12 protein-coding genes are annotated in these 16,594 nt (G+C 65.7%); 9 read left to right on the top strand and 3 right to left on the bottom strand.

Features of this window, described 5'->3' with window-relative positions; all coding sequences use genetic code 11:
* The first annotated feature begins 373 nt into the window (after positions 1-373).
* A complete protein-coding gene (locus RFN28_RS07470; protein WP_320286727.1) occupies positions 374-1,039 on the top strand; it encodes an HAD-IA family hydrolase in 666 nt (221 codons plus the stop codon).
* A gap of 18 nt (positions 1,040-1,057) precedes the next feature.
* Here RFN28_RS07470 and RFN28_RS07465 read toward each other — a convergent pair whose 3' ends face one another.
* Positions 1,058-1,279 carry a DUF1674 domain-containing protein gene (locus RFN28_RS07465; protein WP_320286726.1) on the bottom strand — a complete coding sequence of 74 codons (222 nt, stop codon included), beginning with the start codon at positions 1,277-1,279 and terminating at the stop codon, positions 1,058-1,060.
* A gap of 122 nt (positions 1,280-1,401) precedes the next feature.
* Between RFN28_RS07465 and htpX the strand changes: the two genes are divergently transcribed.
* The 5 genes from htpX to purH all read left to right on the top strand — a co-directional run bounded on the left by htpX (position 1,402) and on the right by purH (position 7,666).
* The gene (gene htpX / locus RFN28_RS07460; protein WP_320286725.1) at positions 1,402-2,421 is read left to right on the top strand and encodes a zinc metalloprotease HtpX; all 1,020 of its coding nucleotides are present in this window, start codon (positions 1,402-1,404) and stop codon (positions 2,419-2,421) included.
* Positions 2,418-2,744, top strand: coding sequence for a hypothetical protein (locus tag RFN28_RS07455; RefSeq protein ID WP_320286724.1), 327 nt, complete (start codon positions 2,418-2,420; stop codon positions 2,742-2,744). The genes htpX and RFN28_RS07455 overlap by 4 nt, the downstream gene beginning before the upstream one ends.
* Positions 2,741-4,087 carry an RsmB/NOP family class I SAM-dependent RNA methyltransferase gene (locus RFN28_RS07450; protein WP_320286723.1) on the top strand — a complete coding sequence of 449 codons (1,347 nt, stop codon included), beginning with the start codon at positions 2,741-2,743 and terminating at the stop codon, positions 4,085-4,087. The genes RFN28_RS07455 and RFN28_RS07450 overlap by 4 nt, the downstream gene beginning before the upstream one ends.
* Positions 4,088-4,231: 144 nt before the next feature.
* A complete protein-coding gene (locus RFN28_RS07445; RefSeq protein WP_320286722.1) occupies positions 4,232-5,956 on the top strand; it encodes a heparinase II/III family protein in 1,725 nt (574 codons plus the stop codon).
* A gap of 93 nt (positions 5,957-6,049) precedes the next feature.
* Positions 6,050-7,666, top strand: a complete 1,617-nt coding sequence (purH, locus tag RFN28_RS07440) for a bifunctional phosphoribosylaminoimidazolecarboxamide formyltransferase/IMP cyclohydrolase (RefSeq protein WP_320286721.1) — start codon at positions 6,050-6,052, stop codon at positions 7,664-7,666.
* Between the two features lie 198 nt (positions 7,667-7,864).
* On the opposite strand, the gene RFN28_RS07435 is transcribed toward purH, so the two are convergent.
* Both RFN28_RS07435 and RFN28_RS07430 read right to left on the bottom strand, forming a co-directional pair.
* The gene (locus tag RFN28_RS07435) at positions 7,865-9,241 is read right to left on the bottom strand and encodes an MFS transporter (protein WP_320286720.1); all 1,377 of its coding nucleotides are present in this window, start codon (positions 9,239-9,241) and stop codon (positions 7,865-7,867) included.
* A gap of 254 nt (positions 9,242-9,495) precedes the next feature.
* Entirely contained in the window at positions 9,496-14,295 is a 4,800-nt protein-coding gene (locus RFN28_RS07430; RefSeq protein WP_320286719.1) for an NAD-glutamate dehydrogenase, read from the bottom strand.
* 127 nt (positions 14,296-14,422) lie between these two features.
* On the opposite strand from RFN28_RS07430, the gene RFN28_RS07425 reads away from it, so the two are divergent.
* The 3 genes from RFN28_RS07425 to RFN28_RS07415 all read left to right on the top strand — a co-directional run bounded on the left by RFN28_RS07425 (position 14,423) and on the right by RFN28_RS07415 (position 16,554).
* Positions 14,423-14,986 carry a peroxidase-related enzyme gene (locus tag RFN28_RS07425; protein WP_320286718.1) on the top strand — a complete coding sequence of 188 codons (564 nt, stop codon included), beginning with the start codon at positions 14,423-14,425 and terminating at the stop codon, positions 14,984-14,986.
* Positions 14,987-15,182: 196 nt separating this feature from the next.
* Positions 15,183-15,506, top strand: coding sequence for a YciI family protein (locus RFN28_RS07420; RefSeq protein ID WP_320286717.1), 324 nt, complete (start codon positions 15,183-15,185; stop codon positions 15,504-15,506).
* A 421-nt stretch (positions 15,507-15,927) separates the two neighbouring features.
* Positions 15,928-16,554, top strand: coding sequence for a DUF1062 domain-containing protein (locus RFN28_RS07415; protein ID WP_320286716.1), 627 nt, complete (start codon positions 15,928-15,930; stop codon positions 16,552-16,554).
* The last annotated feature ends 40 nt before the right edge of the window (positions 16,555-16,594 follow it).

Raw genomic sequence — 16,594 nt, 5'->3', positions numbered from 1 at the left:
TCGAAAGGAGGTGATCCGATGTCGAGTGATTTCGTTTTCCATAACGTGAGCTCAGCGGATTGCACTTCCGGGAAGCAGTCTTCCCGTTAAGGCGCGAGAAGCGCGGCGGGTGACCCGAAGGGTCGCCGCCATGAGCCGCGTCATGGACGGAAACACGGAAGGCCGCCTGCTTCGTCAAGAAGCGGCGGCCTTTTCCTTTCACGCATGGTCGACTGCCAGCGCGTGTCCCCAAGACTGCGCGGCTTACGGCGGCATCGGCGCGGACGTTCCCGCGGTGGGCGGAAATGCCGGCCCCTGCCCTTTCCACACGCCACCGGCGAAGCTACGGTGCAATCGCGCTTCGCGCCTCCCCGAAACGATCCCAAGGTAACAGATGTTCGCAGGCAGAAAGTTCGGCGCCTTCCTTTTCGACATGGACGGCACGGTGCTCAACTCGATCGCGGCGGCGGAACGTGTGTGGACTAAGTGGGCAAATCGCCATGGCCTCGACGTCGCGAGCTTCCTGCCGACGATCCACGGCAGGCGCGCGCGGGAGACAATCGCCGCGCTCAAGCTTCCCGGCGTCGATCCGATCGCGGAGGCCGATGCGTTGCTCAAGGCCGAAGCGGCCGACCTCGACGGCATCGTGCCGATCCCGGGCGCGGTGGCGTTTCTGCAATCGCTACCGCCCGAGCGCTGGGCGATCGTCACGTCCGCGCCGCGCGAACTGGCGTTGCTGCGCATTGAGGCAGCCGGGATTCCGGTTCCCGCCATGATGGTTTCGGCCGAGGACGTGACCCGCGGCAAGCCGGCGCCGGACTGCTTCCTTTTGGCGGCAAAGCGTCTCGGCGTCGAGGCGCGCGATTGCCTTGTCTTCGAGGATGCGCCTGCGGGTATCGCGGCGGGCGAAGCTTCCGGCGCCTCGGTGATGGTGATCAGCGCCACGCACGTCCATCCGATTGTGACGCCGCACGCCAGCATCGCCACTTACGACGCGCTTGGCATTGCTCTCGACGACCATGGCTGGATGGTCGTCGAGCCGCAACGCGACGCCGCCTAGTCCTCTTAGGAATTCCTCTTAGAAGTCGCTGGCAAGACCCTTCACTTCCCAGTCGCCGTAGCGGCCGGGTTCCTTGCCGCCGCGGCCGCCGACTTCTTTCGGCAATTGAGCTTCGGCCTGGCGATACGTGCGGCGCCTTGCCTCAGCCTCCGCCAGCGCGCGTTCGGCAGCCGGCGTCAGCCTCTTTTGCGGCTTGTCGCCTGCGGCGGCGGCTTCGGTTTTGCTGAGCTGTTCGGTCATGCGATATCTCTTGCCGATTAAAACAGGGGGCCGATTGAAACGGGGGCCGGCCTTTCCCATCATATAGCCATGGCAAGGGCAGGATCGACCCCTATTCGCCACCACGCCAGACGGATGAGATGATGAACACGCTTCGCACCGCCATGCTTCTTGCCGCGATGACGGCACTATTCATGGGCGTCGGCTTTCTGATCGGCGGCACGGGCGGCATGATGATCGCGCTTTTGATCGTCGCCGGCATGAACCTGTTCAGCTACTGGAATGCCGACAAGATGGTGCTGTCGATGAACGGCGCCTTCGAGGTCGACGAAAGGAGCGACCCCAGATATTACCGGATCGTGCAGGGCCTCGCCCGAAGCGCCGGCCTGCCCATGCCAAGAGTGTACAAGATCGATACGCCGCAGCCCAATGCCTTCGCCACCGGCCGCAATCCCGAGAATGCCGCCGTGGCGGCCTCGACGGGCCTCTTGCGTCAACTTTCGGACGAGGAGGTCGCGGCGGTGATGGCGCATGAGCTTGCGCATGTGCAGCATCGCGACACGCTCACCATGACGATCGTCGCGACGCTCGCCGGCGCGATCTCGATGCTCGGCAATTTCGCCTTCTTCTTCGGCGGCAGCCGCGACAACAACAACCCGTTCGGCTTCGTCGGCGTGCTGGTGGCCATGCTGGTGGCGCCCTTTGCCGCCATGATCGTGCAGATGGCGGTGAGCCGCACCCGCGAATACGAGGCCGACCGGCGCGGCGCCGAGATCTGCGGCCGACCGCTGTGGCTGGCCTCGGCGCTCGACAAGATCGCGCGCGGCGCCGAACGCATTCCCAACCCGGACGCCGAGCGCAATCCGGCGATGGCGCATCTCTTCATCATCAACCCGCTTCACGGCGAGCGCATGGACAATCTGTTTTCGACACATCCTAGCACCGAGAACCGCATCGCCGCCCTGCAGCAGATGGCGCGCGAGATGGGCGGTGCAGCGCAGCCTGCGCGGCGCGAGGCACCGGCGCCGGCTGCGGCCGATGAGCCGCCGGCTGGGCCGTGGGGCAAGGCCACGCCAACCGAACCGGCGCGGCCAAGACCCAATCCGTGGGGCCGCAACCCGACCGGACCGCGCAATGCCGGGCGCAAGGGTCCCTGGTCTTGAGCGGAGCACAGAGGGAAAGCGGGTCAATCCAGCTGGAGGAAATGCGCCTACTTTGCGCCAAGCACTGGAACCCCATCGGCATACCTATGTCGAACGTTCCAACGTCCGACGAGCTCGGATTTCAGCCCCTTCCAGAAGATGAGTATGATAGCTACCTCCAGCAGGTCATGCGTCTCGTTGTCGAAGGCGCATCTGCGGGCCAAATTTCCCATTACCTTAGCCTTGTAGAGAGTGATTATCTGATGCTGTCTTCCCCGGCAGGGAATAAAGATGCCTTTGTCGGTGCCGTCCTTGATTTGGCTAACCGAACATTCACCCGATGAAGCCGCTTCAAAGCCAGACACCGGATGTCGCCGGCCTTGCCGCGCGCAAGGCGGCCGCGCGCCTGCTCGCCGCCGTCCTCGACGCGCATACCCCGCTCGATGGCCTGACCGACAACGAGCACGGCCATCCGCAATACAAGGCGCTCGATGCCCGAGACCGCGCATTGGTGCGCGCCATCCTGGTCACGACCTTGCGTCACCGCATGACAATTGCCGGCCTGCTGGCCAAGCGGTTGGAAAGGCCGCTGCCACCCAATGCCACTGCGCTCTCGCACATCCTGCATGTCGCAGCGGCACAGATCCTGTTTCTCGACATCCCCGACAGCGCCGCCGTCGACCTTGCCGTCACCCATGCCAAGTCCGATCCGCGCACGCTGCGCTTCTCCGGCCTCGTCAACGGCGTGCTGCGCTCGCTCGCTCGCGCCAAAGACGCCGAGCTGGCGCCGGCGCTTGCCGCGACCAGCGAGGCGCCGCAATGGTTCTCCGAGCGGCTGACCGCCGCCTACGGCACCGACAAGGCGCGCGCCATCCTTGCCGCCCATCGCCATGAGGCGCCGGTCGATTTCACCGTCAAAGCCGACCCCGACCTCTGGGCCGAGAAGCTGGGCGGCATCGTGCTGCCGACCGGCACCGTGCGCGTCGAGAAGCTGCAGTCCTCGGTCACCGATCTGCCCGGTTTCGCCGACGGCGCCTGGTGGGTGCAGGACGCGGCGGCAAGCCTGCCCGCTCGCCTGTTCGGCGACATCGAGGGGCAGCGCGTCGCCGATATCTGCGCCGCGCCCGGCGGCAAGACGGCGCAGCTCATCCATGCCGGCGCGAACGTCACCGCCGTCGACACCTCGAAGAACCGGCTGGCGCGGCTGAAGCAGAATCTCGAGCGCCTCGGCCTGGCGGCGGAGCTGGTGCAGACCGACCTGCTCGACTACCGGCCGGCGGAGCTTTTCGACGCCGTGCTTCTCGACGCCCCCTGCTCCTCGACCGGCACCGTGCGCCGCCACCCCGACGTGCCTTGGACAAAGACCATGGCCGATGTCGAGAAGCTCGCCGCGCTCCAGATGAAGTTGCTCACACACGCCGCAACACTCGTCAGACCCGGCGGACGGATCGTCTTTTCCAACTGCTCGCTCGACCCGATCGAGGGCGAGAAACTTTTTAGCGCTTTCCTTGCCGAGACACCGGGTGTGATCGCCGATCCGATCCAACCAGGCGATTTCGCAGGACTCGACCCGTTCCTCACGACTGACGGCACGCTACGCACCACGCCCGCCGACTTGGCGCTGGGCGTTCCAGGGATTTCTGGCCTGGACGGTTTCTTTGCGGCGCGGATGAGAAGGGTCGGCTAAGACATTATCCCACAAGACTTGCTTTTTTGGGGACGCCCCCGCCGGCGGCGCGTGAAGTGCCTCACTTCGGCGAAATCCGCCTTCGCATAAGTTCTTGAATCATATAAGCTTGTGCTTGGGGCAAGAGGACAATCAGGAGGGGCTTTGGCACTTGCTGCCGGCAGCACGACGCGTCTTTGGACGCTTGTCGCGAAGGAGTTCTGGCGCAAGGCGCGCCGGCGCCTGCGCGCCGGTCCCATCTATCGCTGGCGTTATTCCGGCCGCACGCCCGAGCGCGTCCTGATCGCGCCGCCGGATCTCAGGCTCGCCGATCCGCAGATCGCGCTCGAGATCTATTATGGCCGCTATCCGCTGTCCGGCCATATGGTCGAGACCGGCGGCAAGTCGCCCTTCCAGATCAACGTGCCCAGCCGCGGCTGGCAAAAGTCGCTGCACGGCTTCCGCTGGCTGCGCCACATGCGCTCCGCCGGCACCGAGCTCGCCGCCGCCAACGCACGGGCGCTGGTCTCCGACTGGATCGCCATGCACGGCAACCAGATATCCGGCGTCGCCTGGGAGCCGGGCACGACGGCCAAGCGGGTGATCGCCTGGCTGCAGCATTCCTCGATCGTGCTGCAGGGCGCCGAGTTTCCCTTCTACCGTGCCTTCCTGAAATCGCTCGCCATGCAGGTCCGCTATCTGCGGTCGCTGGCGCGCGAGATGCCGGACGGCAAGGACAGGCTGCGAGCCCGCACCGCGCTGGCCTTCGCCGCGCTGTCGCTGCCGGCGCCGGCATCGGCGCTGCGTGCCGCCACGCGCAACCTTGCCGAGGAGCTCGACCACCAGATCCTGCCGGACGGCGGCCACATCTCGCGCAACCCGATGACGGTGCTGGAATTGCTGGCCGACCTTCTGCCGCTGCGCCAGACCTATGCCAACCAGGCCGAGGCGCCGCCGCCGGCACTGATCAACGCCATCGACCGCATGCTGCCGGCGCTGCGCTTCTTCCGCCACCAGGACGGCAGCCTTGCCCGCTTCAACGGCATGGGCGCCACCATTCAAGACCGCATCGCCACCATCCTGCGTCACGACGACACGGTCGGCGCGCCGCTGCTGCATGCGCCGCATTCCGGGTATGAGCGCCTGTCGATGGGCGGCGTGACGGTGATCGCCGATACCGGCCTGCCGCCGCCGCTCGACGTCTCCAACGCCGCACATGCCGGCTGCCTCGCCTTCGAGCTCTCCTCCGGGCGCCAGCACTTCATCGTCAATGCCGGCATCGATACCTATGGCGCCGCCGAATTCCGGCCGCTCGCCCGCGCCACCGCCGCGCATTCGACCGCCACCATCAACGATACGTCCTCAGCGCGCTTCAGCCATTCGCAGCGGGTCAGCGACCTGCTCGGCTCGCCGCTGATCGGCGGTCCGCAGCACGTGCCCTGCAGGCGCATTGACCAGAAGGGCGTGCACGGCTTTGTCGCCCGCCACGACGGCTATGTTGCGCGCTTCGGCTTCCTGCATGAGCGCGAGCTGAAGCTGACCACCAACGGCAATGTGCTTACCGGCCGCGACCGCTTCCTGCGCCCCGGGGGCGCCGCGATCCGCAACAACGGCCGCGATTTCGTCACCGTGCGCTTCCACATCCATCCCGACATCAGCCTGCTGCAGGACGAGCAGGACCGCCTGATGCTCGCTGCCACGCAAGGCGACACATGGGTGTTCACCTGCGCGGAAGTGGTGCCGGAGGTCGAGGAATCGATCTATTTCGCCGGGCTCGGCGGGCCTCGCCGCACCCGCCAGATCGTGCTTGCCTTCAAGGCCTCGGAGATCGCCGAGGTGCACTGGCAACTGACGCGCACCGGCATCGCCGGTTATCCCGAAAACAACTGAGCCAAAGCGAGCCCAAGTTGCGCGCTTGATTTCCGGGCCTCATATGCTACGGCCCGCGGACGTTTCCCAATCAGCCTTGAAAGGCCGCCTGCCATGGCCGTCCCCGCCAAGAACATTCCGGCACCAGACCTCGTTCCGGTTCGCCGCGCGCTGCTTTCCGTCTTCGATAAGACCGGCCTGGTCGACTTCGCCAAGGCGCTTGCCGCCGCCGGCGTCGAGCTGGTCTCTACCGGCGGCACCGCGAGGGAGATCGCCGGGGCCGGCCTTGCCGTCCGCGACGTTTCGGAGCTGACCGGCTTTCCAGAAATCATGGATGGCCGCGTCAAGACCTTGCATCCGTCGGTGCATGGCGCGCTGCTTGGTGTGCGCGACGATCCCGAGCACGCGAAAGCGATGCACGACCACCACATCCAGCCGATCGATCTCGTCGTCTCCAACCTCTACCCGTTCGAGGAAGTCCGCCGCTCCGGCGCCGGCTACGCCTCAATCGTCGAGAACATCGACATCGGCGGTCCGGCGATGATCCGCGCCGCGGCCAAGAACCACGCCTATGTCGCTATCGTCACCGACCCGGACGACTATGCGGCAGTGCTCAACGCGCTGGAGATGAATCTGGGCTCCCTGTCGCTCGACTTCCGCAAGAAGCTGGCGGCCAAGGCCTTTGCCCGCACCGCGACCTATGACGCGGCGATCTCCGGCTGGTTCGCCGAAACGCTGGAGATCGAGCATCCGACCTGGCGCGCCTTCGGTGGCCGCCTCGACCAGGTCATGCGCTACGGCGAGAACCCGCACCAGAGCGCCGGCTTCTATCTCTCCGGCGACAAGCGGCCCGGCGTCGCCACAGCCAGGCAGCTGCAGGGCAAGCAGCTTTCCTACAACAACATCAACGATACCGATGCCGCCTTCGAGCTGGTCGGCGAATTCGATCCGGCCCGCTCGGCGGCGATCGCCATCATCAAGCATGCCAATCCCTGCGGCGTCGCCGAGGGCGCGACGCTGAAGGCGGCCTATGCCAAGGCTCTTTCCTGCGATCCGGTCTCGGCCTTCGGCGGTATCGTCGCCATGAACCGCATCCTCGATGCCGAGGCGGCGGAAGAGATCGTGAAGACCTTCACCGAAGTGATCATCGCGCCCGACGCGACCGACGAGGCCGTAGCGATCGTCGCGGCCAAGAAGAACCTGCGCCTGCTGGTCACCAGCGGCCTGCCCGACCCGCGCGCCGCCGGCACGGTGGTGAAATCGGTCGCCGGCGGGCTCCTGGTCCAGAGCCGCGACAATGCGGTGGTCGATGATCTCGAGCTGAAGGTGGTGACCAAGCGCGCGCCGACCGCGGCCGAGCTGGCCGACCTCAAATTCGCCTTCCGCGTCGCCAAGCATGTCAAGTCGAACGCCATCGTCTATGCCAAGGACGGCGCCACCGTCGGCATCGGCGCCGGCCAGATGAGCCGCGTCGATTCCTCGCGCATCGCCGCCCGCAAGGCGCTGGACGCCGCAGAGGCTGCCGGCCTTGCCGAGCCGCTGACCAAGGGCTCGGTCGTCGCCTCCGATGCCTTCTTCCCCTTTGCCGACGGCCTGCTGTTGGCGATCGAAGCCGGCGCTAGCGCCGTGATCCAGCCAGGCGGCTCGATGCGCGACGAGGACGTGATCGCCGCCGCCGACGAGCACGGCATCGCCATGGTGTTTACGGGCGTGCGGCACTTCAGGCATTGAGCGCCCTTTCCTTCTCCCCTTGTGGGCGAAGGTGTCGCCGAAGGCGACGGATGAGGGGTGCTGGACGGAATGAGGCGTTGGTGATCCAGTCGCCGTGCGCCGTTTGGAAGAGCGCGTTTGCCAAGCTGGAACACCCCTCATCCGTCTCGGCGCTGCGCGCCGATCCACCTTCTCCCACAGGGGGAGAAGGAAAGCGCCCTACTCCTGCGGCTTGTCCGCCGGATAGGGCGTCCCGACCAGGATCGCCATGCCGAGGCCGAGGAACAGCGCGATCACCGCCATGCCGAGCCGGGCCGAGCCGCTGGCGAGCGTGATCGTCGAGACCAGGAACGGCGCCAGGAAGCTGGTTGCCCGCCCGGCCAGCGCATAGATGCCGAAATAGCGCCCCGATTCGGCTGCCGTGACGCTGCGCGCCATGTAGGAGCGCGATGAAGCCTGCACCGGCCCGAAGGCCAGACCGATCAGCAGCCCGTAGAGGATGTAGGCCTTTTCGGCCGCGGTGCCGAACATGCCGCCCGAGTCGGCGGTCGAAAGCGGGGCCAGGCCGAGCAGCGTGAAGCCAGGTCCGGTCGATACGATGCCAAGCGTAGCGACCGACAGCATGACCAGGGCGATCAGAACCACGGCCTTCGAGCCGAGCGCCGTATCGAGGCGCGCCGCGATCCAGCAGCCGAAGATGGCAACGACGTTGAGGATGATGCCGAACATACCGATCTCGGTGATCGACCAGTGGAACATGCCGGCCGCGAAAGTGCCGCCCAGCGCCAACACCGCATTGACGCCGTCCTGGTAGATCATGCGGGCGACGAGGAAGCGGAAGATGCCGGCGCGCTTGCGCACCTCGAAGAGCGTGGACTTCAATTCCAGCAGCCCCTCGCGCACCGCCGGGCCGATCGAAAGCCCCTTGGTGGCGTCCGGCGTGAAGAAGAACATCGGCAGGATGAACAGGAAATACCAGCCGGCCGACATCGGTCCGGTGAAGCGAGCGTCCTCTCCCAGTTTCGGATCGAGCCCGAACAGCGGATCGAGGCCGATGAGCGTCTTGCCGGTTTCCAAATTACCGGCCAGGAACAGCACGACGAAGATCAGCGCCACCATGCCGCCGAGATAGCCGAGCCCCCAGGCGACGTTGGAGATCTTGCCGATCTCTTCCTTCGGGACCAGCCGCGGCATCATCGAATCGTTGAAGACGGTCGAGAATTCCGCCGCCACCGAGGCGAGTGAGAACAAAAGCACGACCAGGAAGGGGTTTGAGCCGGGCGCGGCGAACCACAAAAGCGTGAGGCTGGTGATCTTGATCGCCGCGAAGAAGGCGATCCAGGGCTTGCGCGGCCCGGTCTGGTCGGCGATCGAGCCGAGCACCGGCGAAAGCACCGCGATGACCAGACCCGCAGCGGCGATGCCGTAGCCCCAGGCGGCCTGCCCAGTGGTCGGATCGCTCGCCATGCGCGAGACGAAATAGGGCCCGAAGATGAAAGTGGTGACGACCGTGAAGAAAGGCTGCGCCGCCCAGTCGAAGAACATCCAGCCCCAGATGCCGCGCCCCGTTGCCCGCTGCACTGCTACTTCGGCCATGTCCCCTCCCGCATCGTCCGCTCCGCCCGCGACCCGCGCCATGTCTGCATGTTTTCGGGCAGCGATGCAAATGAACAAGCAAGCGCCTGTGCCTATTGGTTTGCCGCCCCCGATTTCCGCATCAGTAGGAACAAGAGCGCCAGCCCCTACCTCCTCCTTGTGGGGAGGTCGGACCGCAGGTCCGGGTGGGGGGCGGCGCCGCACCCCCATCCCGCTGCTTCGCAGCGACCCTCCCCACAGGGGGAGGGTAAAGCTCACATTCCTGTCAGATCGGTCATCAGGCCCGACGCCACCGAAAGCCGCGACACGGTGATCTCGCCGCCCTCGGTCAGCGCCTGCAGCCGCTCGCGGATGCGCGCGACGCGCTCGCCGCCGGCCTCCAGCCAGGCCGCGACCGGATCCGACGCCTTGCCGTGGCCGGTGAGCGCCGCCACCGCGATGCCGCGCCTCGCGGTGCCGATCGTGTCGGTCGCGCGCGACAGCGCGAGCTGATCGTAATAGTCCGGCGGCGTGATCGAGCGGGCGGCTTCCTCGACGCGCGGGATACGGAAGGCGTCGCTGACTGCGAAGAAAGCCTTGGCCGCGGCGACGATATCGGCGTTCGCTGTGCGCGCGGTGAGCGCGATGTCGGGGATCAGTTCCCCCACTTCGGCGAGCGCCAGCTTCTCGGCCAGCTTCTCGGGCGCGCCGCCCTTGAACAGGTCGTGACGCCGCTCCTCGATCCGCTCGCGCGAGAAGGCGGGCAGCAGCGACACCAGCTTCGGCTCCAGCGCCTTGCGCGCTTCCTGCAGTTCGCCGATGCGCTGGCTGAGCGGCGCCGAACCCGCATCGTTCTTCAGGTACCAACCGCTGGTCACGAAGATGAGGCGGTTGAGCGCCTGGTAGAGGTCGAGCTGGACCTGGCCGTCGATCTGGTTGTCGAGCGCGTCGATCTCGTGATAGAGCGCCGGCAGCGCGAAACCGTCGCGAACCAAGGCGAAAGCCCTCACGACATGGGCCGCGGTGCGACCCGTCGCCTCCTGCAGCCGGTTGACGAAGGACGGCCCGCCGCGATTGACGAGATCGTTGGCGAGAACCCGCGCGATGATCTCGCGCCGCAGCCGGTGGTCGCGGATCTCGCCGGCGAATTTCTTCGCCATGCGCTCCGGGAAATAACCCATCAGGTCGCGGTCGAAATGCGGATCGTCCGGCACGTCGCTGGCGACGATGTCGGAGAACAGCACGATCTTGGCATAGGCAAGCAGCACGCCGAGCTCAGCCCTAGTCAGCGGCTCGCCGCGCGCCTCGCGCTCGGCAAGCGCCGCCGGCGAGGGCAGCGTCTCGACCGCGCGGTCGAGCAGGCCGCGCGCTTCGAGCGCCGTCATGAAGCGGGCCTGGTGCGCGATGTCGGCCAGCCCGCGCTTGCGCGCCAGCGACAGCGCCAGCGTCTGCTGGTAGTTGTTGGAGAGCACCAGCGCGCTGACCTCGTCGGTCATCTCGGCAAGCAGCTTGTTGCGCGCCGGCCGCGCCAGCGAGCCTTTGCGCATGGCGGATGCCAGCGCGATCTTAATGTTGACCTCGACGTCGGAGCAGTTGACGCCGCCCGAATTGTCGATGGCGTCGGAATTGCAGCGGCCGCCCTTCATGCCGAACTCGATGCGCGCCCGCTGCGTGACGCCGAGATTGGCGCCCTCGCCGATGACCTTGGCGCGCACGTCGAGCGCGGTGACGCGGATGGCGTCGTTGGCGCGGTCACCGACATCGGCGTTGGTCTCGCCGGAGGCTCGGACATAGGTGCCGATGCCGCCGAACCACAGAAGATCGACTGGCGCTTTCAGGATGGCGTTCATGATCTCGACCGGCGTCGCCGTGGTCTTGCCAAGCCCGATAGCGGCAGCCGCCGCCTGCGGCAGCGTGATCGACTTCTGGCTGCGCGAGACAACGACGCCGCCTTCCGACAGCTTCGACTTGTCATAGTCCTGCCACGACGAACGCGGCAGCGCGAACATGCGCTGGCGCTCGGCCAGCGAGGCCGCCATGTCGGGATCGGGATCGATGAAGATGTCGCGGTGGTCGAAGGCGGCGATCAGCTTGGTAGCCGGGGACAGGAGCATGCCGTTGCCGAACACGTCGCCCGACATATCGCCGACGCCGACGACGGTGAAGGGCTCGGCCTGGATGTCGCGGTTCATCTCGCGGAAATGCCGCTTGACTGCTTCCCACGCGCCCTTGGCGGTGATGCCCATCTTCTTGTGGTCGTAGCCGGCCGAGCCGCCGCTGGCGAAGGCGTCGTCCAGCCAGAAGTTGTGCTTCTCGGAAATGGCGTTGGCGGTATCGGAGAAGGTCGCCGTGCCCTTGTCGGCGGCGACGACGAAATAGGGATCGTCCTGGTCGCGCCGCACCACGCCGGCCGGCGGGATGACGCCGTCTATGCCGATATTGTCGGTGATGGAAAGCAGGCTGGAGACGAAGTTCTTGTAGGCCGAGGTGCCGGCTTCGAAGATGGCGTCGCGGCCGGCGCTCATCGGCAGCTTCTTCGGATAGAAGCCGCCCTTGGCGCCGACCGGCACGATGACCGCGTTCTTGACCTGCTGCGCCTTGACCAGACCCAGTACCTCGGTGCGGTAATCCTGGGCGCGGTCCGACCAGCGCAGGCCGCCGCGCGCGACCGGGCCGAAGCGCAGATGCACGCCCTCGACCTCCGAACCGTAGACGAAGATCTCGCGCCACGGCCTGGGCGCCGGCAGGCCGTCGACCGCCTGCGAGTCGAGCTTGATCGCCAGCGACTGCCCCTTCTCCTTCGTATCGGCCACGAAATGATTGGTGCGCAGTGAGGCTTCGATCAAATTGAGGTAGCGCCGGATGATGGTGTCGTCATCGATGTTGGGAACCTCTTCCAGCGCGTCCTTGATCTTGGCCTTGAGGTGCTTGGCGGCGATCACGCCCTCTGTGTCGGCCTCCGGCCCGAGCCGGGCGACGAAGAGCTGATGCAGGCCGCGCGCGATCTCGGGATAACGGTTGAGCGCTGCGGCGATGAAATCCTGGCTTTGCGGAATGCCGGCCTGCTGCAAATAACGGCCATAGGCGCGCAGGATGGTGATCTCGCCCGACCAGAGACCCGCGGTCTGGGCCAGGCTGTTATAGCCGTCATTGTCGACATCGCCGCGCCAGACCGACAGGAAGGCGTCTTCGAACAGCGCGCCGCCGTCGGCGAGGTCGATCGGCTTGCCGTAGCTGTTCTCGAGTTCCATGTCGTGGATGAAGACCTTGCCGGAGACCTCGTCGCCGACCTCGAAAGTGCGCTCGCTGATGACGCGGAAGCCGATGTTCTCGAGCACCGGCACGCGACGCGACAGCGCCACCGGGTCGCCGAAGTGGTGGATTTTCAGTGCTGCCTGATGCGGCTCCTGGTCGGCGTGGCGATAATAGTCGATCGCAATCGGATTGGCCGCGCTGATGCCGGAGATGCGTCTGGCGTCCACCAGCGCCACTGCCGGCGAGAAAGTGTTCCGATAGCTTTCCGGCAAGCGCGCCGCGATTGCCGTCAGCGCCGAGTCCGCGCCGGTCTCGGCGGCGGTTTCGCGCAGCGCATCGTCCCAGGTCCGCACGATATCGCGGATCGCCGCCTCGATGGTCGCCTGCTCGATCTTCGGCGTCTTGCCGCCGGAACGGCCGATGATGAAATGCACGCGCGCCAGCCCGCCTTCCGGGAAGGCCGGGTAGAAGGCCGAAAGACGGCCCTCGAACACGGTCTTGAGATAGGTGCCGATCTTCTCGCGCACGACGCTGTCGTAGCGGTCGCGCGGCACGAAGACGAGGATCGAGACGAAGCGGTCGAACTGGTCGGCGCGCACCAGCGCCCTGACGCGCGGCCGCTCGATCAGGCCCAGGATCGCCTCGGCATGCTTCCTGAGGATCGGCACCGGCACCTGGAAGAACTCGTCGCGCGGATAACTCTCCAGCACGTTGATCAGCGCCTTGCCCGAGTGGTCGTTCGGATTGAAGCCCGACTTGGCGATGATGGTCTCTGCCTTCGAACGCAGATACGGGATTTTCATCACCGAGCGCGTGTAGGCGGTCGAGGTGAACATGCCGACGATGCGCAGCTCGCCGAGCAGCGTGCCCTTGGCGGTGTAGGTCTTGACGCCGACATAATCGAGATAGATGCGCCGGTGCACCGACGATTTGGCGTTCGCCTTGGTGACGATGAGCGGCTCGGGACCGTGCAGGAAAGCGCGGATCTCGGGCGTGGTCGACACCGCCTCGGTGCCGCGCCTCAGCACCAGCACGTCGGGATCGGACAGGATGCCGAGGCCAGGCTTGTCGGAACGCTCCAGCATGCCGCTCTTTTCGCCGCCGGTATATTTGAACTCGCGCATGCCGAGAAAGGTGAAATTGTCGTCGCGCAGCCATTCGAGGAAGGCGATCGCCTCGGCGACGCTCTGCTTGTCGAGCGGCACCGGCGCGTAGCGGAATTCCGAGATCGCCTGGTCGAGTCGGGCAAGCATCGGCTTCCAGTCGGTGACGGCCGCGTGCACCTGCGACAGGATCTTCTTCAGCCGCCCGGCCAGCGCCTCCGCCTGCTCGGCAGGAAGGCGGCCGATGTGGACATGAATGACGCTCAGCCGGTCCTGGCTCTCGTCTCCCTTGGCTAAGCCGCCGTCGCCCAGGATTTCCTCGACGCCACCCTTGCCGTGCCGGACGACGACGACGGGATGGGTGACCAGCAACGGCTCGCCGGCAGTCTCCGTGATCTCGCCGAGGACGGAATCGAACAGGAACGGCATGTTGTCGTTGACGACGGTGATCACCGTCATCGGCTTATCCTCGCGCACCACGCCGGACTCGGTGTCGATGGCGACGATCGTCTCGCCCTTGCGGTGCCTCGCCACGGCATGACCGGCGAGATCGCCGGCGCGTTCGAGATCCGCAACGTCATAAGCCGCAATGTCCTCGGCAGGCGCGCGGGCCAGAAGGTAGTCGACGAGCCGGCCCGGTCTTTCGCTCCCCTTTGCCGCGCCTCCTTTTGTCTGGCTGGTCTTTTTCGGCTGGCTCGCGGTTTTCAGGCTGGCCATGATGTGAAATCCCTCCCGTCACATGCTTTTGCGACTATGGTAGCAGATGACGGCTGTTTGGCGACAAAGGTTTGACGACGCTTTAGAAAAATCGAACCGACGCCGTCGCCCTGCGAGGAGAACGGTCATGACCGACAGAATTACCGCACTCGATCTGGCCCAGGCGGAGCTCAGCGAGGCAACGAAAGCCTATTTCGCCAAATGCGAGGAGAAGCTTGGCCTCGTGCCCAATGTGCTTCTCGCATACGCCTTCGACGAGAAGAAGCTGCGCGCCTTCACCGACATGTACAACGACCTGATGCTGGGCGATTCCGGCCTGTCGAAGCTCGAGCGCGAGATGATCGCGGTGGTCGTTTCCTCGATCAACCACTGCTTCTACTGCCTGACCGCGCATGGCGCGGCGGTGCGTCAGCTTTCCGGCGAGCCTGCGCTCGGCGAGATGATGGTGATGAATTTCCGCGCCGCCGATCTGTCCCCTCGCCAGCGCGCGATGCTCGAATTCGCGGTCAAGCTGACGGAGGAGCCGGCAAAGATCGTCGAGGCCGACCGCGCCGCGTTGCGCGAGGCGGGTTTCACCGAACGCGACATCTGGGACATCGCTTCCACCGCCGCCTTCTTCAACATGTCGAACCGCGTGGCTTCTGCCGTCGACATGCGCCCGAACCCCGAATACCACACCATGGCGCGGTGACGCTCGCCGGCTTCATATTAGCAACTTGGAATTTTTCATTGCCCGCCCGGCCGTTTGGGTCGATGATCAACGATTGCGGCATAGCCGCATATCAATGATTGCGGCGCAGCCGCATATCGGATTGCGGCGCAGCCGCACATCGCCACGCGGCGCTGCCGCATCCCCTGGCTCGACGCCGCCGATAAGGGAGTAGAACATGGCGAAATTTCTCTATGTTTATCACGGCTCCGGCAAGATGCCGACCGACGAAGCCGAGCGCAAAGCGGCGATGGACGCCTGGACCGGATGGTACGACAAGCTGGGCTCCGCTGTCGTGGACGGCGGCAATCCCGTCGGCATGTCGAAGATGGTGCTGCCCGGCGGCACGGTCGAGAACAATGGCGGCAGCAACCCGACCGCCGGCTATACGATCGTCGAGGCCAAGGACATTGACGATGCCGTCGCCAAGGCCAAGGATTGCCCAATCCTCATGAACCCAGCCTTCAGCGTCGAGATCGCGCCGATCATCGAGATGACGTAGCGCGCGGGAGCGTCCGCGATCGCCGCGGCGAGGGAAGGCGAGCAGCGCGGGTCTTGCCTGCCCGCCTTCGCATGGCTAGAAGAGCCGACCCTTTTGCCGATTTCGAGCTTCACTTTGCCTCAGTAACCGCCGGTCTCGTCAACCCCCCGAAAGCACCGCAGGCGCAGCTTTGGCGGCACCTGCATCATTTCACGTGTTCTTCAGGCGGCGGTTTCGAGACCGGCTTGGCATTGCTGAGCCGTCGTCGTAGCGCAACCCGCCGACGCCTGACGTCCAACATCCCAGCCTTAGCCACGCCGTGCCCGCGCGGCATGATCCCGAAAAGTGGTATCCGGTTTTCGGAAAAGATCATGCTCAAACAAAGAGGGCATCTCGGACATCGCCGACCTGAAGGACTTCCCGACGGGAAGGGCCTACCGGCATGTCTGGACTGTTGCGTATCCGCTGGGCGATTGCGCCCGCAATCGCGCCTCGACCTCTCATCAACTGCAACCGCTGCGGCGGCGTGAGACCCTACCGATGCAGCGGCAAATTTCGTGTGAATGCCAACGGCAAGCGTATCGACGCCTGGCTGATCTACCGCTGCACCGGCTGCGACAATTCCTGGAATCGAACCATTCTGGAGCGCTGCAACCGCCGCGACATCGACCCGGTGCTTCTGACTGCGCTCGAGAGCAATGATCCGGAGCTCATGCGGCGTCATGCATTCGATGCCGCAGCACTACGGAGCCGGATCGGACGGATCGAGGAATTTTCCGACGTCACGGTCCGAAAAGAGCTGCTGGATCGCAGGCCGGACTGTGCGACCGCGCTTTGGCTTGAGCTCCGGCTCGACGCCGCAACACCCTTGCGGCTCGACCGCCTGCTTGGCGGCGAGCTCGGCATCTCGCGGTCGAGGCTGCAGGCATGGGAAGAGCGGCGCACGCTCGCTGTCGAACCGGACGGCGCCAAAAACCTGCGCAGGCCGCCGCGTGACGCCACGGCGATCCGCATCGATCTTGCCGGCGAGCCCGACCGCGATGCCATCGTCTCGGCCGCATGCGGATGAAATGAAAAGGGAGGGAGCATTGCTCCCTCCCTCAGTAACT

This window comes from Mesorhizobium album (assembly GCF_033977205.1).
Classification (GTDB): domain Bacteria; phylum Pseudomonadota; class Alphaproteobacteria; order Rhizobiales; family Rhizobiaceae; genus Mesorhizobium; species Mesorhizobium album.
Note: the sequence above shows the minus strand (reverse complement) of the source record. Positions and strands in the feature narration are given on the sequence as shown.

Bases quoted from the DNA above. Each gene is read 5' to 3' on its own strand.
- RFN28_RS07470 (WP_320286727.1), top strand. From the start codon at position 374: ATGTTCGCAGGCAGAAAGTTCGGCGCCTTCCTTTTCGACATGGACGGC.
- RFN28_RS07465 (WP_320286726.1), bottom strand. From the start codon at position 1,279: ATGACCGAACAGCTCAGCAAAACCGAAGCCGCCGCCGCAGGCGACAAG.
- htpX (WP_320286725.1), top strand. From the start codon at position 1,402: ATGAACACGCTTCGCACCGCCATGCTTCTTGCCGCGATGACGGCACTA.
- RFN28_RS07450 (WP_320286723.1), top strand. From the start codon at position 2,741: ATGAAGCCGCTTCAAAGCCAGACACCGGATGTCGCCGGCCTTGCCGCG.
- purH (WP_320286721.1), top strand. From the start codon at position 6,050: ATGGCCGTCCCCGCCAAGAACATTCCGGCACCAGACCTCGTTCCGGTT.
- RFN28_RS07435 (WP_320286720.1), bottom strand. From the start codon at position 9,241: ATGGCCGAAGTAGCAGTGCAGCGGGCAACGGGGCGCGGCATCTGGGGC.
- RFN28_RS07430 (WP_320286719.1), bottom strand. From the start codon at position 14,295: ATGGCCAGCCTGAAAACCGCGAGCCAGCCGAAAAAGACCAGCCAGACA.
- RFN28_RS07425 (WP_320286718.1), top strand. From the start codon at position 14,423: ATGACCGACAGAATTACCGCACTCGATCTGGCCCAGGCGGAGCTCAGC.
- RFN28_RS07420 (WP_320286717.1), top strand. From the start codon at position 15,183: ATGGCGAAATTTCTCTATGTTTATCACGGCTCCGGCAAGATGCCGACC.
- RFN28_RS07415 (WP_320286716.1), top strand. From the start codon at position 15,928: ATGTCTGGACTGTTGCGTATCCGCTGGGCGATTGCGCCCGCAATCGCG.